Raw genomic sequence first — 22643 nt, 5'->3', positions numbered from 1 at the left:
TTTACAATTTGACTACTGAACTCAAAACGAGCAGCTTCTGCTAACTGCTAACTGCTAACTGCTAACTGCTAACTGCTAAAATAATTCTCTGTTAAATCTGTATTACGCATTGCAAATGATGCCCACTTTAGCTTTATTTCAAAAGCCGACCAAAAATCATCTACATACTATGGCTGGTACACAACTTCTTAAAATCAAAATTTCCCCTCTATGCCTAAGAAGAAAGAGAAGAAGATCTTCGTTCTTGACACCTCCGTTCTGCTCTATGATTATGAAGCCGTCCAAAATTTCGAAAAAAATGATGTAGCTATACCAATCACGGTTTTGGAGGAACTGGATACCTTCAAAAAAGGCAACAATGTGATAAATCTACATGCCCGGGAATTTATTCGCTACCTGGATGGCATTTCCGATGCCAATATGCTTCAAAATTGGATTCCACTGAATGGTCGTACTCATGGTAACTTACGGGTGATAACCAATCAGGAGACTTCTACTGATGCCACAAAGGTTTACGGCTCAGACAAAAACGATCATCGCATTATAAATGCAGCACTTCACTTAAAGGAAGAAAACCCTAAACAACGGGTGATATTGGTTTCCAAGGATATTAATCTGCGCCTGAAAGCCCGGGCATTGAATTTGGAGGCCGAAGATTATGAAACCATCCGCATCAAAGATATTGAGCACTTATATCGCGGAAAAACCGAGCTTGAAATCGATGACCCTTCATTGATTAGTACATTTTATGAGGACGGAGAAATTGATCCTGATAAACTTGGACAAAGTGATCCGGTTTGTAACCACTATTATATTTTGCGGAGTCATGGGGCATCGGGGTTGGGATGGTACAATCCACAGTCCAAAAAGGTTGAAGTGGTGGATAAAATGCATGCCTATGGAGTAAATCCCAAAAATGCAGAGCAGACTTTTGCCTTGCATGCCCTTCAGAACCCGAATATTCTGTGTACTACAGTAACCGGAGCAGCCGGAACCGGTAAAACTTTATTGGCTTTAGCTTCTGCTTTAGAGCAGCGGAGTGACTTTAAACAAATTTACCTGGCGCGACCTATTGTCCCACTCAGTAATAAAGACATTGGCTATTTGCCAGGTGACGCCAATCAGAAAATTGATCCGTATATGCAGCCACTTTGGGACAATCTTAGTTTCATCAAAAATCAGTTCAAGGAAAGCAGTAAGCCTTTTAAAAAGATCGATGAAATGCTGCAAACCGATAAGCTTCGGATTGTCCCGTTGGCGTATATCCGTGGACGAAGTCTTTCAAATGTGATTTTCATCATTGACGAGGCTCAAAATTTGACACCTCACGAAGTGAAAACCATTATTACCCGGGCGGGAGAAAACACGAAGATAGTATTTACCGGAGATATATTCCAAATCGATACTCCATACCTTGATGCCCAAAGTAATGGATTAAGTTATCTGGTAGACCGAATGCACAATCATGATTTATACGCGCATATCAATCTTGAAAAAGGGGAGCGGTCAGACTTGGCAAACTTAGCTTCAAAACTTTTGTGAGGTTTTAGGTGTTAGTGACGAGGTGTTAGATTTCAAGTAATTCTAACCCCTAACACCTTGCACCTAAAACCTATTTTTTAGAAGGGCTAAGTAAATCAACCTGGAACCTAAAATTATCTGTTTCCATCGCCATGATATCGTATAAGTCGGCGATGACTTCAAAAACTACTTTTGGTGCCCCGATTATGGTTGTGGATAAATACCCGACTTCAATATCTACGTCATATTGGGCAAGATGCTCCAACAATTCCTGTACTTTTTCTCTGGGATCATCTTCGGATAGGGGAATATATGTGAGCTGAGCAATGGTTTTCATAGGAGATGTATCGATCTTAAAAGTTATATAAAAAATTCAGCTTAAAGATATAACAGAAGTGATAAAGAGGCTAATGAAACCTTTAATTTATTAAACTCATTATATTGACTCACAAACAAAAAAAGAAGTTTAGATAACATGAAAAATATGATCGAAGAATTTAAAAAATTTGTCTCACGAGGTAATGTGATTGAGTTGGCCGTGGGTTTAATTATGGCGACTTATTTCGGGGCCATCGTGAAATCATTTGTGAATGATATTATCATGCCGCCGGTGGGATATTTAATAGCAGGGGTAGATTTTGCCGAATTTAAATATCAGATAGCTAAACGGGTGTTGGCTGACGGTACGGTAGAAGCCATCTCCATAAACTATGGAGCTTTTATAAATACCATACTCACCTTTGTGATTGTATCACTGGCGATTTTCTTGGTAGTGAAAGTGTATAACGACTTCATGAAAAAAGAAGAGAAAAAACCGGATCCAAAACCGGCAGCCCCAAGCAAAGAAGAAGTGCTGTTGACGGAGATTCGGGATTTGTTGAAGAAGTAAATTCATAGAATACTAATTCACCTTTTTCTTAATGCGATGGTATACAATTATCATGGTGCCGTTGGTCGGTTTTCCCAAGTTTCAACTCGTTATCAGAGGGACGGGGAGGTCCATATAGGCATTCCCAACGGGGACGTTGGGAACGAGCATGAAATGAATAATATTTTACTAAGTCTTAATTGAAGAGTGAAATCTTATAATAAGTTTTTTAAAATACTAAATATACGGGTAGGACTTGACATATATATTTTTTTTTGATTTTTTTATTTAAACATACATTTAAGTGTATGCTTAACATTAAAATAAAGGTACAAAATCTTGAAAAAACTACTAATAGCAATTGCAGCAATATTATCATTGGCTGTATTAGTAAATTTAAACTTAGTTGATGAAGTTGAAGCTGATACTGCCTGTGATTTAAATATATACACACAAGGTGAGAAGCTTTGTTATATATGTACAACCGAAGACAGCAACCTGCAATGTACAGCTGATTGCGGGGACGTAATTTGTACTATACCTGATTAAACTTAATAATTTTAATGGGCCCTAAAACAGGGCTCATTTTTTACTTTATAAATAATAATTTAAAACAATCAGTTATATGAAATTGTCAGCTTATCTTTCTCTTCTAATACTTTTTTTCGTTACTTGCACAAATAAGTCAGGTAATAAAGAAACTATTGCTGCAAAAAAATTTTCAGATTATTTTTCTTTAGTGGATTCTATTGAAGTAAATGGAACCAAAGATAATCCAGTTTTTTCTGTTGGCTCAGCTTCTTATAGCCAGGATTTATTTTACATAACAGAAACTTCTTCTAATAAAGTGCATGCATATAATGAGAACGGGGAAATAGTTCGATCTTGGGGAAGATCTGGACGTGGACCGGGTGAGTTTTTAGCCATAGAATGGATAGAAGTTATTGGTGATACAGTGTATACCAGAAATGGGGAAGGAGCGTACGATTATAAATTATTTAATTTATCAGGGGATTTGATAGATGAAATTCCCATTGACGCAATGGCTCCTTTTACTAACTCCTATTTTCTTGATGAAAATCGTGAATGGATTGTTACTACTGGGATATCATCTTGTACTAATAATTTGTCTGAGACTTGTAATGTAGTGAAACAAAACTTAGCTACAGACTCTGTTCTTACGTTTGCACCTTCAAGTGAGGTAGAACCGAATAGTATTGGTGTGCCTTATTTTTCAGCTTATTCAAATCAGCTTCGCCAATTTTTTGTAATTCATGTTTGGGGGAGTAATATTTATCAATATGATACTACAGGTGAACTTATAAATTCGTTTTCCATTAACATTTCTCCTTACACAAAACCACTTAACACCGATGAGATTGATAGAGATAATCCGCAAAAAATGTTTGAGCAACTTTCAAATGCAAATGCAACAAGCTTTATTCAAATTGCTGCACTAAAAAATAAAATTGTCACTCAATACCTTCGACGTGGAGCTGAGTTTGAAGATATGACTCGTTACTTTGTTGATATTTATGAAGCAGATGGAAGTTTACTGGCAGGAGGATTAGATACAAATCATGAATTTATTAAATATGAAAACGGTAATTTCATATTTAAATCAGAAAACAGTGGGGAGGAATACGGCGGCTTTACTTTTTATATATATCAGCCGAAATTTTAGTTTGGTTGTGAAGGCTGTAAAACAAATTCTACTTAGAGGTTATATATTTATTGAAAGTAGAAGGTCAGATCCGGTACTCACATGGGGAACGTTGGAAACGACATGAAAGCGGACAGAAAAGCTGATAGCTGAAGCCTGAAAGTTGACAGCTAACCATCAATCCAAAGTCACCACTTCAACCCCATTTAGTTCCTTCCCCAAAAACCGCTCCGCCAGTTCATGAAAACGCTGGGGACGATCACTCACAAAGCACTGAAATTGTCCTCCGGAGGTATTGAGTAAATCCAGGGTTTCCAGTTTTTCTTTAGCTGCCATAGCAATTGAATCGGCCGAGTCTATAATTTCTACATTTTCACCGTTCAAGATTTGCGGGATGACATCTTTAAACAGAGGATAGTGCGTACAACCTAAAATCAGGGATTGGATGCCGCTGTCTTTAAATTCATCCAGGTAGAGGTGTAAAGTCTGAATGGCGACCTCATTATCAATCCAGCCTTCCTCAGCCAGGGGTACCAACAACGGACAAGCCTGCTGCTTAACAGTGACAGTAGGATCATGGGCATGAATGGCTTTCACGTAGGCCTTGGAGTTTACCGTTGCCAAAGTGCCAATGACTCCAATATTTCTTCGGTTTGGATCTGATACGGCATTATGTGTGCCCGCAGTAATTACATCTAATACGGGAATATCGCCGGAAGCCTGTATGATTTCTTCCTTGGCCGAAGCCGAGACAGTATTACAAGCAATCAGTATCATTTTCACCCCGTGCTTTAATAAAAAATTTGTGATCTGCAACGCATAAGCCCGAACTGTCTCTTCTGATTTGATTCCGTAGGGAACCCGGGCCGTATCCCCGAAGTAAATAATGTCCTCATTGGGGAGAGCATCGATCACAGCTTTTGCTACGGTTAGTCCGCCGATGCCGGAATCAAAAATGCCAATGGGGGCTTTGTTCTTTAAATCTTGCAAATGAATGGGTTTAAAGGAATTATTTACTTCTTGAAGGTATTCAATTCTTAAATCTTATTAAAAGGCTTTGTACTTTGTTCCGAAATAAATTTTTACCCCCACTTTAAACCTATTTATGAAACTAATTTATACGATTCTGCTTCTGTTAATATCTCCACATCTTTTCTCTCAAGATTTAGATACGCTTAAAGCAGATCTCGGTCAAATTGTTGTAACAGGCTACGAAGGCAACCGGAGTTTAATGGAAACGCCCGGAGCTATTGCAAATATTGAGGCTGCTTCTATAACCGGACTAAATGAAGAATCCATTCTATATGGATTGAATAAAGTGCCAGGAGTTCGAATTGAACAGCGTGCCCCCGGAAGCTATAGAGTGGCCATAAGGGGAAGTTCCCTTCGTGCTCCATTTGGAGTTCGTAATGTGAAAATTTATTGGAATGATATTCCTTTTACCGAACCCTCTGGAAGCACTCCACTAAATTTACTGGATGTGATTAATATGCAGGAAGTGGAAGTGATTAAAGGTCCTGCAGGAAGCATTTATGGGGCCGGTAACGGCGGTGTTTTATTACTCAATAGTCGTCAGTCCAATCAAAATGAAGTAGGTTCGGGAATCTATTTTGGGTCTTATGGACTTCAGCGATATACGGCTAATATCGAGCAGCAAGTCGAGCGGGGAAATTTTCGGTTTAACTATTCCAATCAGCACCTGGATGGATATCGGGAGCAATCATTTTTCAAAAGACAAACGGCAGAGCTTTCTTCAAGATTTCAGCTCAATGATAAGCAGGTCATCAAAACCAGTTTTTTATATTCTGATTTATATTATGGAATTCCGGGCGGCTTGACCCTGGAGCAGTATCAGAATGAACCAAGTCAGGCGCGACCGGGAAATCCCTTTGTGTTAGGCAGCGTGGAAGCCAATGCGAGTATTGATCAGCAGGCCTTTCTTGCGGGGATTAGTCACGATGTGGAAGTGAATGAAAATCTTTCGAATCTGACGACGCTCTACGGTACTTTTAGCGCTTTCGAAAATCCATTTAACCTAGATTACAAAAAAGACAGCCGGAAGTCCGGTGGGGGACGAACCCGTTTTTATTATGACACCGACATTGGCGAGGTGCGAACCCGCTTTACGTTTGGGGGCGAGTATCAAACCGCCAATTATGCCGCTCGAAATTTTGAGAATGATAACGGTGAAACAGACGCCCTCAACTTTGATGATGAGATTAAGATCCGTACTTCAATTGTTTTTCTTAAAACGGAATTTGATTTACCCGGTGATATTTATGTAACCGGTGGCCTAAGCTATAACCGATTGGAATATAGCTTGAATAGATTAGTCACAAATTTGGAAGATGATGAAGCCGGTTTAGCTGAAAAAACCTTCAACCCGGAAATTATTCCAAGAGTTGGGCTGGTGAAAAAATTTACTCCGGCATTGTCTCTACACACCAGTATTAGCTATGGATTTTCACCTCCAACAATTGAAGAATTTAGAACTAATGAAGGGAGTATTGCTTTGGATCTGGAAGCCGAACAGGGTACAAATTATGAGGTCGGAGCCCGTGGAAGTTTTCAGGAATTGAGATTTAGCTATGATTTAACCACTTTCTATTTCAAGCTGGATGAGACCATTGTTCAGCAGCCTTCCGATCGAAATTCTACAGTGGTATTTGAAAACACCGGTGCCACGGATCAATACGGAATTGAGCTGGCTACCAACTGGCGGCTCATGCAAAACCAAACCCGCTTTGTACAGAATTTGGACTGGCAGTTCTCTTACACCTACCATGATTTTGAATTTGTGGATTATCAGAAAGAAGGAAACGATTACTCCGGCAATGAACTTACCGGCGTGGCTCCGCATACGGTTGTTACTTCGTTGCGAGCTGAGACGGAACCGGGGCTTTATGTCAACCTTTCTTACAATTTTACCGATGAAATTCCCCTGAATGATGCCAACACGGTGTATTCAAATTCCTATCACTTGGTGCAAAGCAGAATTGGTCTCAAAAAAGAACTCTTTGAAAACGTAAACCTGGATGCGTTCTTCGGAGTAGATAATCTGCTGGATGAAAAGTACAGTCTCGGCAACGATCTGAATGCCTTCGGTGACCGTTTCTATCAGCCGGCCGCTCCCCGAAATTGGTTTGGTGGCATAAAGCTTAATGTTGAATTATAAATGCTGAATGTTAAATGGGTTTGTAAAACTCATTTAACATTCAAAATTCAACATTTAAAAATTACCCCTAAAATTTTCTCGCCAACACTACCGTCTCCTTAAACGTCCTGTTCTGCCCATTGGCACTATTGTAAGCCTCAAAAAGTACAATATAGATACCTACACGGTTTTTATTGCCATCATCAGTTAAGCCATCCCAGATTAGGGAGCCTTCAAATCCGGCTTGGTAGCCATCAGCTAATTTCCGCACTTCCCGCCCATAGCGGTCAAAAATCCGAATTCGGAGCAGGTAGTCTGGTTCATCCAGTTTATAGTTGATAAAAAGATTGTCTTCTGAACCATCATCATCAGGGGAGAAAGGGTTGGGTGTGAAGGTGATTCCGGAATTATCGGGTGCAGTTCCGGCTTGCTGGAAAATAGAATTTTGTTCACCGGGAGTTCCTCCATTTACGCGAGTACTTGAGCTCCAATTTGAGGGATCATTACTTGGGCCGTTTGGGTCAATTCGTTCTAAAGCAATACCGTCGGTATCAAATAAATTGGGGTTTTGCCAACTTTCATCATAAAACACAGAATCGATGGTAGTTCCGGTACTGTCGGCCAAGAAAATGGCGTCATCATTATTGGCAAGACTTAAACTGGAACGGTCAATACGAACATAGGATGATTCATCAACTTCGGTCATTTCAAAATACCGGGCAAGCCGGCTTTCTCCGAAAGTAGTAGCTTCGTCTTCTGCATAAACAACTACATAGTCGTTGGGTGCAATCCATTTAAATTGTGAAGAAACGGGCTGGATATCCCTGACTTCGTTATTTTCATCCGGTTCATCGTGCAGGAAAAAGCCTTCCAAAGAGATAGCATATTCTGAGCGGTTGTAAAGTTCTATATACTCGTTTTGATCCGGGAGGTTATCATCCGGGTTGGCAAGCGGATTATACAGTATTTCGTTGATGACCACATTGCCCGGAGCCAGAGGTTGTGATACTTCCACGGAAAGATTTTCAGAAGTATTTCCTCTGAAATCACTAACCTGACTGAACGAAACAACCAATGGTTCACCGGAAGGAAAAGCGTCTTCACCCAAAATTAAGATATTTGCATTCCGCTCGTTATACCCTGTGATAGCTGTTGACTCATCATTTACAAACACATTTGTGTTATAAATATTTATGAATTCTGAGAAGGCCACAAATATTTTTCCATCCGACTGAAGCTTAGCAAAAATCACTTCAGGCGCTGTCTCATCGGGTTGATAGATAGAACTTTGCTGCCCGGCTGAGTTTCCGGCTTCTGAAGTACTGGTAGCCCAGTTGCTGGCATCGTTGGAAGCTGATTCAGGATCTTTACGCTCCAATGATTTTCCAGGCTCATTACCACCCCAGGTTTCATTATAAAATAAACTGTCAATTACGAGCCCATTCTCATTTTTGATGACTATTGCATCTTCATCATTATTCAAAGAAGGAAAACCCGGTACATATACCGTAGTTGATAGTTGATTTCTTTTTGCTACTATATCAGCATTCATACTGCCTGATTGAGAATCGGTAAGTACAAGATATTCACCGGATGTGATTTGAGTACCATCCGGAATATTGGCAGAGCCGGTTGCATCCGAGAGGGTCCAGCCAGACAAGTCAAAATTTTGGCCGGTTCGGTTAAACAGCTCAATAAATTCCTCCGAATTTGCAGAAGCAGGTCTGTATAAAATTTCATTTATAACGACATCGCGTTGCTGAGCTTCTGACAGCACGATGTATTCGAAAGTGGTTTCATCGCTTTCCATCTCATTCCCGAAAATATCCTGCTGATCATTTACATTAATGGTATAAGTTACTCCATCAGAAAGTTGATTAGCCAAAACCAGGTAAAGCATATTGCCCGAGTATTGCGCTACCTTCTGAATATTTACAGAAGGAGAAAGGGAATAAGAGTTCAGGTTATGAGCAAGAGTAGAATCTACTCGTTCGTTAAAGGTAATGCGAATGGAGTCGGCTGAAGTGGCAGTGATATTTGTAATTTCGGGTGGGTTGTTATCTGTTGGAACTTGATTCTCAATACCCGGGGTCGCCAGGTTTTCAGAAGGAGAATTCGCCCAGTTTTCACGGTAGATAGAAGGAGCTGTTGGGCTAAGTCGCTCTAATGAAACCCCATTTCCTCCCCAGTCAGAAGAGTACGTTAGCGAATCCATGAGCATACCGTTGGTATCTCGGATGACGATAGCATCAGTGGAATTATTGAGAGAGGAAAACCTGCTTCCCATCAAAATGATACTTCGATTTGGAAACTGCTGTACAAGAGAACTATCGGGTGCTAAAATAACATAAGAATTTGCGGGTAGTTTGAGATCAGCATCCGAAATGACTCTGCGATTTCCGGTATTATCATTGAAAAACCATCCGGAAAGGTCAAAATTTCGATCGGTGTGATTGTAAAGCTCCACAAATTCGGTAAGGGTACCTTCGGGGTCATACATAAATTCATTGATAACCACATCTCCCCGACTTGGTTCGCTCAAGTCAATAAGGAAAAATTGTTGCTCAAGTAACTCTGATAGATTTCCAAAAATATCGACTTGGTTTTCAATGTTTAACCCGAAATAGGTACCGTCATCCTCCCGCGGTATTCTATTTTCATAATTTAGTACTACGGTATCAGGGGATAAGAAATTAATCGACTCGAGGTCTGGTAAAGGTTTATCGAAATTGAGAGGGATGCTAAAGGAATAATTATTTGGGTTAGCAGCAGGTCCGGCTTGTATCCTCTCACTGAAAACGACTTGGAGCGTACTGTCATTTACAATGGTGAGGTTTTTAATTTCAGGTGGGGTGTCATCAATAGGAATTTCATTAGGCAGGCCTGCCGTAGCTAAATTTTCAGAAGGAGAATTTCCCCAGTTTTCACTAAAAATAGCAGAAATAGTTGGCTCTCTTCGCTCAAGAGATATTTCCTCTCCACCCCAGCTGGAACTGTAGGTCAGAGAATCTATTTCCACACCGTTCTTATTTTTGATAACAATGGCATCGGTGCCATTGTTCAGGGCAGGGAAGCGGCTTCCCATTACAATCAAAGAGGCATCAGGAAATAAATCAGCAAGTGAGCTATCGGGTGCGAGTATCACAAAATTTTCACGAGGAAGTACAATATTTGAATTGGTAATGAACCGTTGAGTACCTGTATTATCATTTAGGGTCCAATCCTGCAAGTTAAAAGAACTGTCGGTATGGTTATAAAGCTCAACGAACTCAGAAAAACCAGGTGCAGGATCATACATAAATTCGTTAATGGCTACTTGTCCCGGTTCTGCCGTAAAAATTATGAAGTAATTGAAGTCTATAGATTCATTGGTTGAATTACCAAAAATATCGGTCAAATTTTGGACAGAAAGAGTCCAGTCACCTTGATATTCTTCGAGTGGGATATCCAGTGAAAGTTCTATAGTATCGCCATTTAAAAGTATTGCTGAGGTTATACTTGGAATGGGAGGTGTGTTTGCACCCGGTTCAGGATTTTGGCTGATGTTGTAGTTTGAGATGGTCTCTGCTGAGGCAATATCGAGTCGCTCTGAAGCAGTTAAAGTAAGGGTCTGCGAATCAGATGTGATCAGGTCTAATATTTCCGGGGGAGAATTGTCAGGTTGAACTTGATTGGACAGGCCGGGTGTTCCAAAATTAGCGGAAGGACTATCTCCCCAATTTTCTCTGAAAGTAGCAGATACATTTTCCGACTTTCGTTCTATCGCTATATCAACACCACCCCAATCTGAATCGTAAGACAATGAATCTGCTGTGTTTCCATTTGGATCATAAAGTCGTACTTGGTCTGAACCGTTATTCAATGCCGGCAGTGATGCATTGATATAATTTGCTTCCCCAAAAAAGTTTTTCAGTGCTTCCGCATCACTTGAAATCACAGCAAAACTATCGGGCAGAATGGCGACATCAGAATTAGAGATGGTAGTGAGGGCATTGTCATCACCAATGGTCCAGTCGTTGAGATTAAGATATCGGTCAGAAATATTTTTTAGCTCAACGTATTCCTCAGCTCCAGATGGAGGATCTTTCATGAATTCATTAATGATAATGTCTCCGGGTTGGTATTCATCAAACACAACAAAAGTGGCGGATGTATCGGCAATGGTACTTTCATTGGCTAAGTCTTCAATATCAGAGACGGCAACAGCGTAGGTTCCGCCTGTAAATTCAGTATTAAAATTCAGCCGGGCCACTGAAGCGGATTGCTCTGTAACGGATTGAGGATTGGTATTCCCCGGAGTTAATATGAAATTAGAAGTTTGAGCAGTAGAAAAATCTATGGCACGATTAAATGCGATATCTATTTCGGAATCAGATACTGCTGTAATAGTAGAAATTTGAAGAGGGGGTATATCAATCTTAAAATCAAAAGCGAACAAGTCAGATCGGGTGGAAGTGTATATGGTTTTGAATCCAAAATGAGAAGCACTGCTGTAGGTGTTATCTGTCCCGGTAGCGTCTTCACTTAAAACACCCGAGTACCCTTCGCCAACTTCAAGTGTCCAGTTTCCTGATGCACTGCGAGTTACTTTAATTCTAAAATCTCCGCCACTGCTGATATTTGTTGTACCGGTTAGAACTTCTGTTCCCTCGGTTCCTCCATCAACCCTGAAAAGGCGAAAGACATCATCAGATCCATTTTCACCCCCAACCAACTTATATCCGTTTAAGTTGGCGTCGAGGTCTTCACTGTCACTCATCAGATAAATTTCTACTTTGTTACTATTGGAAGGGGAGAAATCCATGCGCACAAAAAACTCCCAATAGCCTTCAACATTAGTAGATGGTATGCTCAAATAAGAAGTGCCAGCACCATTAGCATCTTGCTGCAACAGTATATTGTTATTTTCATCAAGAAAAGTGAAGTTACCGGGGTTACCGGACCAATCAGAGATATCCTGATCTGAAAAACTATCCTCAAAATTTACACTCTGTGCAAAGGTGAGCGAGTAGGAGTATGTAAGTGATAATAAAAGTAGTATTATTGTTCTCATACAAAATTATAGGTTGATCAGGTAATTAAATCAACTTTTATTGAAAACAACTACATAGAAAAAAATAGAGTAAAAGGGTTTTCCACCTTTTACTCCTGGAAGGACATTGAGAATAAATGTATTCTCAAGGCAATGATATATTACCTCTCTTTTGTTAGCTATAATGTTAGAGCGATGAGATGAGCACTCCTTACAGTTTTTATGTACTTTTTTAAAGAAAGTTTAACACCAACTAAGCCAAGTAAAAACAGTTAATAAAATGCGTAGTCTTCCATTTACCATAGAAAATTTAAACGGCGGATTCATGAAAATTGAAGGAATTCTGCGCGTGGAAGGAGAAAAATTAGTCTTCGAATTTCAGAAAAAAGACGCCGTGGTGGAGGCTTATCAGTCGGAGTTGAAAACCGAAGAAGTATCCATTTCAGAAATTAACATGCTCGAGTTCAAAAAAGGATGGTTTAGCGGAAAACTGATTTTGCATGGAAAGACAGCTAAATCATTTGGAGAACTCCCGGGTAAAGATCTTACGGAAAGAGTGCTAAAGGTGAAACGAAAAAACCGGGAGTTGGCAGCGAGTATCTCATCCAATTTGAATCTTAAACTATCTGAAGAAAAATTAAGGGAGTTGGACGACTAACCTATGAGTATTCCCTATAGTTATTCCATGTATGAGGCTTCGGATGCAGAAGTGAAGGTTAAAGAGGTGAAGGGAGTTATCAGTGCAATGGATCGGGAGATCTTGTTTGAGTATAAAGTGTATGATATGTATGGAAATGCCCTCAGCAACCTCTCCAAATTTTCAATTGATGTAAATCAGATCAAACGTATTCAGTTTAAAAAAGGATTTCCCTTCACCGGGGGAAAACTTATCCTGGTAGCCAGTCAATGGGCCTTTTTTGAGCCACTGCCCGGTAGCGATCAGGGTAAAATCACGCTAAAAATAAAACGCCGCGATCGGGATGCTGCGGTTCGGTTCTCTACAAAATTAAATTTATACCAGTCCCAAAAACGCTTGGATGAGATGGATGGGGACTAATTTTCAGTGATCAAATTCCAATTTTCAACTCATAAATCAATTGGTCATTGAAATTTTGGGATTGGGATTGGGATTGGGATTGGGATTGGGATTTACTTTAAAAATCCTTTCTTCACCAATAATTCAGCATTTAAAATAGCACCACCCGCCGCACCGCGAATAGTATTGTGTGCCATAGCTACAAAGCTGACATCAAATACTTCTGCTTTTCTAAGGCGACCCAGATGTAACTGCATTCCATTTTCGGCATCCGCATGTAGCCGAGGCTGAGGATATTTTTCTTCCTCATGTAGCTTATACAATTTCTTCGGCGCAAAAGGTAACTCAAGATCAGCAATTGGGTTTTTCCAGTTCGTGTATGCTGCTTTCAGCTCCTCCAGGTTTGACGGTGGATTTTCCAGCTTTGCTGTAACCGAGATCATATGGCCGTTGATGGTTGGTACTCTGGTCGCTGTGGCCTGAATCGGGAAATGCGGTTTTGCCAAGGTCGTTCCTTCCAAAGTACTTAACAGTTTCCGTGTTTCTGGACCGACTTTAGGTTCTTCCCCGGAAATAAAAGGAACCACGTTCCCCAAAATATCCAAACTTGCCACACCGGGATAGCCCGCTCCCGAAACAGCTTGCATGGTAGTAAGAATCAGGGCTTCGATTCCAAAGGCATCATAAAGAGGTTTCAGGGAAATAGTTAGAGGAACAGCCACGCAGTTAGGGTTAGTGACAATCCATCCGCTTCCATCTTTGGTGAACTTCTGATTTTTAATGAGTTCGGTATGATCCGGGTTGATCTCCGGTATAAGCAGTGGAACCGTAGGGTCTTGTCGGTAATTTTTAGCATTGGAAATCACCGGAATACCTGAGCTTGCAAAAGCTTTTTCAATTTCACCGGCTACCGAAGAGTCCAACCCGGAAAAAACAAAATCGACAGTATCAAATTCAGACGGGACACAATTCTTAACCGTCATCTCTTTAACAGATGCAGGCAACACTACATCTTCGATCCAGTTGGTGGCGTCTTTATACTTTTTACCGGCCGAGCGTTCGGAGGCTCCAAGTGCCTCAATTTCAAACCAAGGGTGTCCTTGCAATAAACGAATAAATTTTTGTCCAACGGCACCGGTAGCACCTAAAATTCCAACTTTCATGATGAGTGAGTTTTATGTTTCGATCAAAATTAAGTGAGCCCTAAAAATAACCATTCTATATCCTTAATGTGAGATTTTTAACCAAGAAATATTCGCTTTTTTTGATGAGGTTTATAGTAAATGACATTCAATTTAATTTTGCCACTAAATCTCGAAATCACGAAAAAAGGGAATCAAACTTAGCAGCTTGAATTCGGCACCCCTTTTTTTGTTTCTCCCCTATGCATAGGGGAGAAGACGCTGTGACTGATTGGGGAACTCAGTAATCCATCTTTCCGCTCGGTGTGAAGGGGATGAGGTTATAAATTCGATGAGAGCGGGGTGATGGATGGGTATTCGTTTTATTGTTTTTTCTAAGGCCGAAGAGAATTGAGTTTTATTCTCATTTCCATCCAACCAATCTGTACTCTATCTTTGCCCCATGAAATTTATCTATAACAAACTTGAAGCCCGTAATCCACAGGTTTATGCCTGGATTGTACTTGGACTACTTTTTCTCATCTATATCTCCAGCTTTGTTGATAGACAGATTGTGGCTGTATTGGGAACCGCCATTCGGGATGACCTCGGCTTTACCAATACACAAATCGGAATTCTGTACGGCCCGGCATTTTCCCTGATCTACGCCGTTTGTGGAATTTTTATGGGATGGTTTGCGGATCAGTTTTCCCGAAAGCGGATCATTCTTACCGGACTTGTCATCTGGAGCCTGATGACCGTAGCCAGCGGATTCGCCAGCTCCTTCGTTTTTCTGATCACTGCAAGATTTTTTGTTGGAGTGAGTCAGTCGGCATTGAGTCCGGCCGTGTATTCCTTACTGGCTGATTATTTCCCACCTGAAAAAAGAGCGCGCGTATTCTCGGTCTACGCCTCCGGGATCTTTGTTGGGGTAGGACTTTCCTTTTTGATCGGTGGTTCGGTAGCGCAAGCCTACGACTGGCGGGAGGCCATGAAGATCGTAGGTTGGCCGGGATTGGTTATTGCGGTTATAGGATTTTTATTAATTCGTGAACCGAAGAGAAGGTCGGGTAAAAGTGATCGTTCGGCATCAGAGTTTTTTGGAGTACTGCGGTTTATCCTCAAAAAGAGAAGTGTGCGCTATTATCTCGTCGGATTTTCACTTCTTTCCCTCAGCGGATACACCATTCTGGCTTTTATCGGAACGGTCTTGAATGATACCTTTGAAGCTCCCTCTATGATCGCTCAGTACGGTTGGTTTATGTTTGCGACGGGAGTGGGAGTAAATCTCTCCGGTTGGCTGGCCGACAAAATGGCCATTAAATTTGGTCCGGAGAAACGCTTTGTAATGGGGATTGTGGCTGCCTTGGGCGGACTCCCATTCTACTATTTTGGGTTATTTGCCGAATCGGTAATGATGGCTTTTGTACTGATCGGGATCGGGAACGTGATCGCCTCCTCATACAACGGAGTGGCGGCAGCCCTTATTCAATATTTTGTGAAATCAGATATGCGGGGGATGGCCGGCGCAGTGTATTTATTTGTGATCAGCATAGTGGGGTTTGGGATCGGACCGCCCGTAACAGGTTGGCTCATCGATCATGTATTTACGGATCTGTATGGCCCTTCGAAAGCACTGCTGCTGGTATTTACGGTGTGTGGGTTCTTAGCAACGTTAAGTTTCTGGAAGGCGATGCAGTTCTATCATGAAGATGCCGAGGATTGAGCAATACGGGGCGTATTGTAATTTGCCCCTACTAGCTTTACTTCTCGGTTACACAAAAGAATATTATGCTCAATTACCATGAATCAGCAATGATAACTATGTTACTATTCGGTTAAAGCCTTTGCCGTAGTTAGGAATGTAATCACGGACCACCCGGTTCGACTATTACCAATGAAACCACAACTCAAATTTACAACTCGTTCCAAACAGCCTCGCTGGGAATGCTACTAAGATCTCAATACTTATTGAGTATCAGACTCAACAATATGTTTCTTATTCTGAATCTGAAACTTCTAATGTATATGTATTAAGTTTGAAGCCTTGTTCAATATTTACAGTATCTTTATATGCTAACGAATAAAATATATTTTCAAAAAAATGTATTGGATATGCACCACCTAATTTAACAGGTGCTTTATTTAGGAGGTTTCCGTCATAATCAAAAATATCCATGTATCTGTCTGGAGTGTGGAACTCGTCATATATAAAAAAAATTTTTTCCTCACTCGAAAAAACAGCGTAAATACTTGCATTTGTTCGTTCCTCTACCTTATCAGAATACCTGTTAAAATTGGAAAAATCAGGCTTCACAAAAAAATCTGAACTTAACTCTTTCTCAAATTTCTTAATCACGCCAGCTTTATCATAGGAGAATAATTTTAAATGAAACGGATGTTGAAGGACATGAATTTTTGACTCTGATTCAGTTACTCCAAATAATGCTGGCCCTGAAATACCAAAACCTAAATCTGCTACAAGATCGGAGAGAGGGCTAATTTCTTTTACAATCTCACCCGAATCCATGTCAATTACTTTAACCATCGGCTTTTCATGCGAGAAAACTGTACTATTATGCAGTAAAAATTTTGTATTTGTAGCTATTAGTTGTGTACCCAACGCTTTAACGGGTATCAAACGTTTAAAAGTTCCTTCGAGGTCAAATTCAGAAATTCTTTGCAGGTCTCTATCATAAACATAAAGGGTATTGTGAGAACCAAAATCAAATGAAACAGCTTTTCTAAACTCCCCAGGACCAGAACCTTCTCCCCCAAAATCCCCTAAATTTTTTCCGGTTGAATCATATCGAAAAATTTTTCCAAGCCTTGTGTCTAAAATGTAAATATGGGTTTCATTCCTTAAAATTCGATTTGCGCCGGTTAACAAAGAATTTTGAAGATTAATCTCACCAATTTTAGTAAACGTGAAATTATATCGCTCTGATGTGTCGTTAGTTTTTTCACAACCGGATAGCAAAATAAAACTAAACAAAAATAATACTGTTTTCATGAATAGTACTGTATTTAATGACTGCAAGTAGATTAGTTTATTACTCAACTACTAAATCGGGACAGTCTTCTGTACAAGAAGTGCAATCGGGCGCATCTTCTGCCCACGATGTACAGGCGAAAATAGTACCTCCACCGGGCTTGTAACAACCTATTAAATAGCATGCATCTTGACCCTCAACATAACTGGAGTCAAAGCTTGTTATGCTAAACAAAACAATAATAAACGAAATTATATATGTTGAAAACTTATTCATATTAACCTCACTTTTTAAAGTAATATTAGGAATTGAAGTAAATAAAAAAAATACTGAAAGGCAATTACCCTCATTTCGAACGTGCTCAGCCAACGTAAAAAAGCCAGATTTTAATCTCGTTCCCAACCTCCCGGTCCAAATACCAAGCTACAATAAATAAAACAAGCCATCCCCTCACCCCTTTATCCTATTCGCCCGAAACATCCCATCAGCGGCCTGAAGGATCTTCATTCGCAACTGATCGTTATAATCAGGGCGTTCATTCAGAAAATCACGAACGGTTTGTACGGCTTTATCGGATGAGTAATTACTTAAGATCACATCCAGCCAGCGTTTTGGGAAAAAGATGTCGCCGGTGACCTGAATTTCCTGCAACAGCATTAAACTGGGAAGAATATATTTCTCCGATTGCTGAACCCGAAGCGGATGGTGAAGATAGCCCAAAGCACTAAGCACCCAGGATTCTGTTTGCCTGTTTTCCTCATTTTCTAAGGATCTGAAAAATTCATCCCGAACCATTTGACGGTTTGATAAAGCAGGACTAATAAACTCAAAACGTCGCTTACGGTCGCTGTTTTCAATATTCTCCAGCTGCGTTGCAATGATGTCCTGAGAACGTCCCGGCATTTTGATGGCAAGATCACCGGCCATACTGATATAATCACTTTCCGAAAGATTCAGTCCTTCAATTTCTATTTCACCCTGCCAGATGTCATAGACTTTTTCAACTTCAGTGCTGCTTAAAGCAACGTTCCTGAACGCATTAAAAAAGGTTTTTTTCTTGCTTGGGTTCTCTTGTTCATTCATCAAATCCCACAGAATACCTTCGAGCTGAGGGGTCACATTATTTCGTTCATCCTCCGTGAGCAGGTCCCAATAAATAGTTCGGATTTGCCCGAGTATCTGCCCAATAAGAAGCTGATTTTCTTCCTGCTGAATCAACTCAATGAGTTTATTTAAATATTGGTCCGGAACTACTTCTTTTTGAGCCAGCATATTTTCGTATAAATTTATGAGCTCTGAACCTTTTGATACATCTCCAAGTCGCTCCCAGGCATTCAGGTTTTTGAGCGCAGTTGGGAAAAGTCCATACCCATATCCGTCCGTGTTAAATCTTGGAAACTGAGGTTCACTGAGTGAGATTTCTGTTTCAGATTCTACACTTAAAACCTCATGCGTTCTAAACTCTCCTTCAGCCTGTTCAATAATAGAAAATTGTTGTGGCCAAACTCTGTTAAGTCCGTCAGCATCAACTTGAACAACCTGAGATTTCTCTATAGAAGAAACCAAGAAAAAATGAGGCCTGCCGGGTGTATTCACCCACACTTCACTCCAGGAGGCAAGGTCTTGTTCGGTTTTTTGATCCAATATAGAAATCAGGTCGGGCCAGGTGGCATTGTCGAATGAGTAGGTGTTTAGGTATTCACGTAAGCCTTCTTTAAAGACCTCTTCGCCTACCAGTAATTCAAGTTGATGCATCATAATGGGCGCTTTGTTGTAGATGATAGCCCCATACATTTGTCCGGCTTCATTTAGGTTTTGGAGATCCTGGCGGATGGGATTGGCACCGTCGGTACGATCCACGGAATAGGCACTGGGGTGATGGCGCAACACAAAATTCAGGTCGTGGTCAATATCAGGAAAATTCGGATTCATGATTTTGGCGGCCATAAAGTTGGCAAACACTTCTTTGGTCCATACATCATTGAACCACTCCATGGTAACGAGATCCCCAAACCACATATGAGCCGTTTCGTGGGCAATCAGGCTGGCACGACTAAGTAATTGTGAATCAGACGGGTCTTCATCCAAAAACAGAGAAGATGCCCGGTATTGAATAGCACCTACATGCTCCATTCCTCCATATTGGAAGGTGGGGATGAGGGCAAAATCAAATTTCTGAAAGGGGTAGTCGATGCCGGTGTATTCTTCTAGCCAGTCGAGGGAAGCTTTATGCAGGCGGAAGACATCATCAATATTTCGCTCTGCTTTTTCCTGATCCGATTCCCGGTGCAGCATCGTCATTTCAACGCCATCTACGGTTTGGGTTACTTTATCAAAATCTCCGGCTACAAATGAAAACAAATACGAGCTGATCAGATCAGAAGGGGCAAAATTCAGTGTTTTGGTAGAATCTGATTCATGCTCATAATTCAAAGGCGAATTGGAAATAGCTGCCCAGTTTTTGGAAATTTCAAGGGTGAGATCATAGGTCGCTTTAAGGTCCGGTTGATCGAATAGGGGGAAAGCCGTTCGGGCACGGTCGGGCACAAAAAGGGTGTATAGATATTCAGGATTTCGGTTCAGTGAACTCTCGCCAGCCGTGAATTGTATATCAACAGTATTCTGGCCTTCCTGTAATAAATCAGCGGGTAAAATCAAGTGTTCCTTTTCAAACCGGATATCGGTTTCATTACCGTTGATGGACATCGATTGCAGCATATCCGGTGATTCCCGAAAATCAAGCTGCACATCAAACCCACTTTCATTTAGGGTGAAATTAATGGTTGAGGATGCTGAAATAGATTCATTCTGATTTTCCGGAATATTGAAGTACAGTTCATAGGTGATGTCCGAAATATGAGCTTTTCGAAATTCCGCTAATTCCAGAGAAACGCCGGGCTCAACAGTTGGGATAGATGAGCAGCCTGTAAACCCGATTAAAAGAGCAAAAAGTACAATAGATTTTAAAAGGTAATTCATGTGCCTCGTTAATTAATTTGATGCAGCCTAATCTATTAACTATCAGGGAGAATTCAATTCGGTTTTTTAAATTCAACAAATCGGCTCAGCGAGCCGTGGTATGTACCTCAGCTCGCTGAGCCGATTTGTTGAATGCAACTACTATCTTTTGCCACGAAATCACTAAAACACAAAAAAATATAGTTGATTTCGTTACGCTTCATGAAGCTCAATTCTATAAAGAAAAATCCCCTTTTGAAGGGATATAACGCATTTCGTTAGTCCCTGAAGGATTTTGGAACCAAGGTTTTGAGTGGAGGAAGATGAGCTCTCTCAGGTTTAAACCTCTGACATACTTTAATAAATACTCCCAGATACATACCTACCGAACAAAATCCCGGAGGGATAGCCGAATATAGCCACGCGGCTTCAGCCCGTGGATCACAGACCACCCAAATGTTAAGTCTCAGCGAGACGACCCGACTTCTTCCATAATCGGGAGATCCCGGATCGGCGACTCTGCTTCGCTTCGCGACGTCTTGTCCGGGATTGTAGATGTTATGTAATTCGTTGACAAATGTTGAAAAAGTGAAGTCTCCCCTTGAGGGGAGATAAATCAGTCAGTTGTTCCTGACTGATTTTGAGGGGTGTTGTTGCCAAGCTAAGTGTAGCATGATACACTTCAGAATCAAAGCTAATGGGGATAATAAGATAGTAAAAGAGGTGTTGCCCTTAGCACCAACACCCACCGCCAGACTTCGCATCCGCTCAGTCCGGCACCTCCCTCCCCGACACGCGTGTACGGGAGAGGCAAGGGAGGACTTTACAGTATAGTCCAGAAAAACTAACTAATAGTTGTCCTCGAATTACATAACATCTACAGGGAAGACAACTTTTTTTAAAAAATTGCTAATTGTAGTATGAAGTGCTTTGGTACTCGTTGCTAAGCTCCGGCTTAGAAACGCAGTCAGTGAAGCTCCAGCTTCTCGAGCCTTAATAATGATCTGTTGCCAGTATTCTTCTTCCTTTTTCTTTTGTGCCGACAAAAGAAACAAAAACTCCCGGCTGCGAAAAAAGAGCTAAAGCTGACGGCATTCCGCTAAAAGAAATCAATGCTCCATTAGCAGGTTTACAGGAAAGCTAACTGCCATGTGGTATGATTTCTTTCTTAACGCTTCATTTCGTCATCTTCTTCACGCTCTTTTTTCTAAGGCCGGTAGATAGTATTCAACATAGAACATGGCTCATCCCAAATTCTCAAAAATAAAGGTTCCAAAAACACTAATCAGAAAAGGCGGCATCAAAAGCCGTTCCGGAAGGGGGGAAGTCGATGTTCTTCACATAATCACAGGATTCACTTGCTCCATATTCCCGGTCCATGCCGCTGTCTTCCCATTCTACTGAAAGCGGGCCTGAATACTTAATTTCATTGAGTGCCCGTATAACCCGATCGAAATCGATGTTTCCTCTTCCCACGGAAACAAAATCCCAGTTGCGGTCGGGGTGGCCAAAATCCAAATGACCGCCAAAAGTACCGGCCTTTGTGGGTTTATCTGACCACCACACATCTTTCATATGCACATGGTAAATTCGGTCAGCAAAATTTCTGATGAATTCAATATAATCAACACCCTGGTAGCCGAGGTGACTGGGATCGTAATTGAAACCAAACGCTTTTCGTCCGTTAAGGGCATCAATAGCGCGTTCAGCCGTAGAAATGTCAAAGGCTATTTCAGTGGGGTGAACTTCCAGCCCAAAGCGAATGCCTTCCTCATCAAAAACATCCAAAATAGGATTCCATCGATCCGCAAAATCCTGAAAGCCTTGTTCCACCATATCCGGCTTGTTGGGAGGAAAGGAATATAATTTCGACCAGATGGAACTGCCGGTAAATCCGTTTACGACATCAATTCCAAGTTTTTTGGCAGCACGGGCCGTGTTTTTCATCTCTTCTGCGGCACGAGTTCGGACTCCTTCAGGATCACCATCTCCCCAGACATGATCAGGCAGAATTTCTTTGTGGCGTTCATCGATGAGATCACAAACCGCCTGTCCCACTAAGTGATTACTAATAGCCCAAACGTTGAGATCATATTTTGCCAGTAGCTCTTTTCGTTCTTCACAGTATCCATCCTCTTCAAGGGCTTGGGTGACGTTAAAATGATCTCCCCAACAGGCTAGTTCTAATCCATCATAGCCCCACTCAGATACTTTTTGAGCTAACGTTTCGAGGCTTAAGTCGGCCCATTGTCCGGTAAAAAGTGTTACGGGTCTGGTCATTGTGTGAAAAAAGGTTG

16 protein-coding genes are annotated in these 22643 nt (G+C 41.0%); 9 read left to right on the top strand and 7 right to left on the bottom strand.

Translation table 11 applies throughout. The features are described 5' to 3' along the window. Nucleotides 1-210: 210 nt before the first annotated feature. The gene (locus tag RI561_RS10470; protein WP_395080186.1) at nt 211-1542 is read left to right on the top strand and encodes a PhoH family protein; all 1332 of its coding nucleotides are present in this window, start codon (nt 211-213) and stop codon (nt 1540-1542) included. A gap of 70 nt (nt 1543-1612) precedes the next feature. Here RI561_RS10470 and RI561_RS10465 read toward each other — a convergent pair whose 3' ends face one another. Then, nucleotides 1613-1858: a hypothetical protein gene (locus RI561_RS10465; RefSeq protein WP_395080185.1), complete on the bottom strand. Its 246-nt coding sequence runs from the start codon at nt 1856-1858 to the stop codon at nt 1613-1615. A gap of 138 nt (nt 1859-1996) precedes the next feature. Between RI561_RS10465 and mscL the strand changes: the two genes are divergently transcribed. The 3 genes from mscL to RI561_RS10450 all read left to right on the top strand — a co-directional run bounded on the left by mscL (nt 1997) and on the right by RI561_RS10450 (nt 4073). Further along, nucleotides 1997-2410, top strand: a complete 414-nt coding sequence (mscL, locus tag RI561_RS10460; protein WP_395080184.1) for a large-conductance mechanosensitive channel protein MscL — start codon at nt 1997-1999, stop codon at nt 2408-2410. A gap of 318 nt (nt 2411-2728) precedes the next feature. After that, complete coding sequence (locus RI561_RS10455) at nt 2729-2938, top strand: hypothetical protein (protein ID WP_395080183.1); 210 nt, start codon at nt 2729-2731, stop codon at nt 2936-2938. A gap of 76 nt (nt 2939-3014) precedes the next feature. Continuing rightward, nucleotides 3015-4073 carry a 6-bladed beta-propeller gene (locus RI561_RS10450; RefSeq protein WP_395080182.1) on the top strand — a complete coding sequence of 353 codons (1059 nt, stop codon included), beginning with the start codon at nt 3015-3017 and terminating at the stop codon, nt 4071-4073. A gap of 156 nt (nt 4074-4229) precedes the next feature. On the opposite strand, the gene murI is transcribed toward RI561_RS10450, so the two are convergent. Next, nucleotides 4230-5042 (bottom strand): glutamate racemase, encoded by an 813-nt coding sequence (gene murI / locus RI561_RS10445; RefSeq protein WP_395080181.1) that lies wholly within the window; start codon nt 5040-5042, stop codon nt 4230-4232. A 115-nt stretch (nt 5043-5157) separates the two neighbouring features. On the opposite strand from murI, the gene RI561_RS10440 reads away from it, so the two are divergent. Beyond that, entirely contained in the window at nt 5158-7227 is a 2070-nt protein-coding gene (locus tag RI561_RS10440) for a TonB-dependent receptor family protein (protein WP_395080180.1), read from the top strand. A 67-nt stretch (nt 7228-7294) separates the two neighbouring features. On the opposite strand, the gene RI561_RS10435 is transcribed toward RI561_RS10440, so the two are convergent. Then, nucleotides 7295-12259, bottom strand: a complete 4965-nt coding sequence (locus RI561_RS10435) for a lamin tail domain-containing protein (RefSeq protein WP_395080179.1) — start codon at nt 12257-12259, stop codon at nt 7295-7297. A gap of 259 nt (nt 12260-12518) precedes the next feature. On the opposite strand from RI561_RS10435, the gene RI561_RS10430 reads away from it, so the two are divergent. After that, complete coding sequence (locus RI561_RS10430; RefSeq protein ID WP_395080178.1) at nt 12519-12896, top strand: hypothetical protein; 378 nt, start codon at nt 12519-12521, stop codon at nt 12894-12896. 3 nt (nt 12897-12899) lie between these two features. Then, nucleotides 12900-13295 carry a hypothetical protein gene (locus tag RI561_RS10425; protein ID WP_395080177.1) on the top strand — a complete coding sequence of 132 codons (396 nt, stop codon included), beginning with the start codon at nt 12900-12902 and terminating at the stop codon, nt 13293-13295. 92 nt (nt 13296-13387) lie between these two features. On the opposite strand, the gene asd is transcribed toward RI561_RS10425, so the two are convergent. Next, nucleotides 13388-14437 (bottom strand): aspartate-semialdehyde dehydrogenase, encoded by a 1050-nt coding sequence (asd, locus tag RI561_RS10420; RefSeq protein WP_395080176.1) that lies wholly within the window; start codon nt 14435-14437, stop codon nt 13388-13390. Between the two features lie 421 nt (nt 14438-14858). Here asd and RI561_RS10415 point away from each other — a divergent pair, with 421 nt between their 5' ends. Next, nucleotides 14859-16121, top strand: a complete 1263-nt coding sequence (locus RI561_RS10415) for a spinster family MFS transporter (RefSeq protein WP_395080175.1) — start codon at nt 14859-14861, stop codon at nt 16119-16121. 273 nt (nt 16122-16394) lie between these two features. Here the strand turns inward: RI561_RS10415 and RI561_RS10410 are convergent, their stop codons facing one another. Next, nucleotides 16395-17408 carry a 6-bladed beta-propeller gene (locus tag RI561_RS10410; RefSeq protein ID WP_395080174.1) on the bottom strand — a complete coding sequence of 338 codons (1014 nt, stop codon included), beginning with the start codon at nt 17406-17408 and terminating at the stop codon, nt 16395-16397. A gap of 17 nt (nt 17409-17425) precedes the next feature. On the opposite strand from RI561_RS10410, the gene RI561_RS10405 reads away from it, so the two are divergent. Continuing rightward, complete coding sequence (locus RI561_RS10405) at nt 17426-17554, top strand: hypothetical protein (protein WP_395080173.1); 129 nt, start codon at nt 17426-17428, stop codon at nt 17552-17554. Nucleotides 17555-17838: 284 nt separating this feature from the next. Here the strand turns inward: RI561_RS10405 and RI561_RS10400 are convergent, their stop codons facing one another. Together RI561_RS10400 and RI561_RS10395 are read right to left on the bottom strand one after the other, a co-directional pair. Further along, nucleotides 17839-20367, bottom strand: a complete 2529-nt coding sequence (locus RI561_RS10400; RefSeq protein ID WP_395080172.1) for a M1 family metallopeptidase — start codon at nt 20365-20367, stop codon at nt 17839-17841. 1260 nt (nt 20368-21627) lie between these two features. Next, nucleotides 21628-22626 (bottom strand): sugar phosphate isomerase/epimerase family protein, encoded by a 999-nt coding sequence (locus RI561_RS10395; protein WP_395080171.1) that lies wholly within the window; start codon nt 22624-22626, stop codon nt 21628-21630. Nucleotides 22627-22643 lie beyond the last annotated feature (17 nt).

Origin of the sequence: Gracilimonas sp. (assembly GCF_031581265.1) — a bacterium.
In the GTDB taxonomy this organism is placed as follows: domain Bacteria; phylum Bacteroidota; class Rhodothermia; order Balneolales; family Balneolaceae; genus Gracilimonas.
Note: the sequence above shows the minus strand (reverse complement) of the source record. Positions and strands in the feature narration are given on the sequence as shown.

Coding starts and splice junctions, on each gene's coding strand:
- RI561_RS10395 (WP_395080171.1), bottom strand. CDS start 22,626: ATGACCAGACCCGTAACACTTTTTACCGGACAATGGGCCGACTTAAGC.
- RI561_RS10430 (WP_395080178.1), top strand. CDS start 12,519: ATGCGTAGTCTTCCATTTACCATAGAAAATTTAAACGGCGGATTCATG.
- mscL (WP_395080184.1), top strand. CDS start 1,997: ATGAAAAATATGATCGAAGAATTTAAAAAATTTGTCTCACGAGGTAAT.
- RI561_RS10415 (WP_395080175.1), top strand. CDS start 14,859: ATGAAATTTATCTATAACAAACTTGAAGCCCGTAATCCACAGGTTTAT.
- RI561_RS10450 (WP_395080182.1), top strand. CDS start 3,015: ATGAAATTGTCAGCTTATCTTTCTCTTCTAATACTTTTTTTCGTTACT.
- RI561_RS10425 (WP_395080177.1), top strand. CDS start 12,900: ATGAGTATTCCCTATAGTTATTCCATGTATGAGGCTTCGGATGCAGAA.
- RI561_RS10400 (WP_395080172.1), bottom strand. CDS start 20,367: ATGAATTACCTTTTAAAATCTATTGTACTTTTTGCTCTTTTAATCGGG.
- asd (WP_395080176.1), bottom strand. CDS start 14,437: ATGAAAGTTGGAATTTTAGGTGCTACCGGTGCCGTTGGACAAAAATTT.
- RI561_RS10440 (WP_395080180.1), top strand. CDS start 5,158: ATGAAACTAATTTATACGATTCTGCTTCTGTTAATATCTCCACATCTT.
- RI561_RS10435 (WP_395080179.1), bottom strand. CDS start 12,259: ATGAGAACAATAATACTACTTTTATTATCACTTACATACTCCTACTCG.
- RI561_RS10465 (WP_395080185.1), bottom strand. CDS start 1,858: ATGAAAACCATTGCTCAGCTCACATATATTCCCCTATCCGAAGATGAT.
- RI561_RS10410 (WP_395080174.1), bottom strand. CDS start 17,408: ATGAAAACAGTATTATTTTTGTTTAGTTTTATTTTGCTATCCGGTTGT.
- RI561_RS10405 (WP_395080173.1), top strand. CDS start 17,426: ATGACTGCAAGTAGATTAGTTTATTACTCAACTACTAAATCGGGACAG.
- RI561_RS10470 (WP_395080186.1), top strand. CDS start 211: ATGCCTAAGAAGAAAGAGAAGAAGATCTTCGTTCTTGACACCTCCGTT.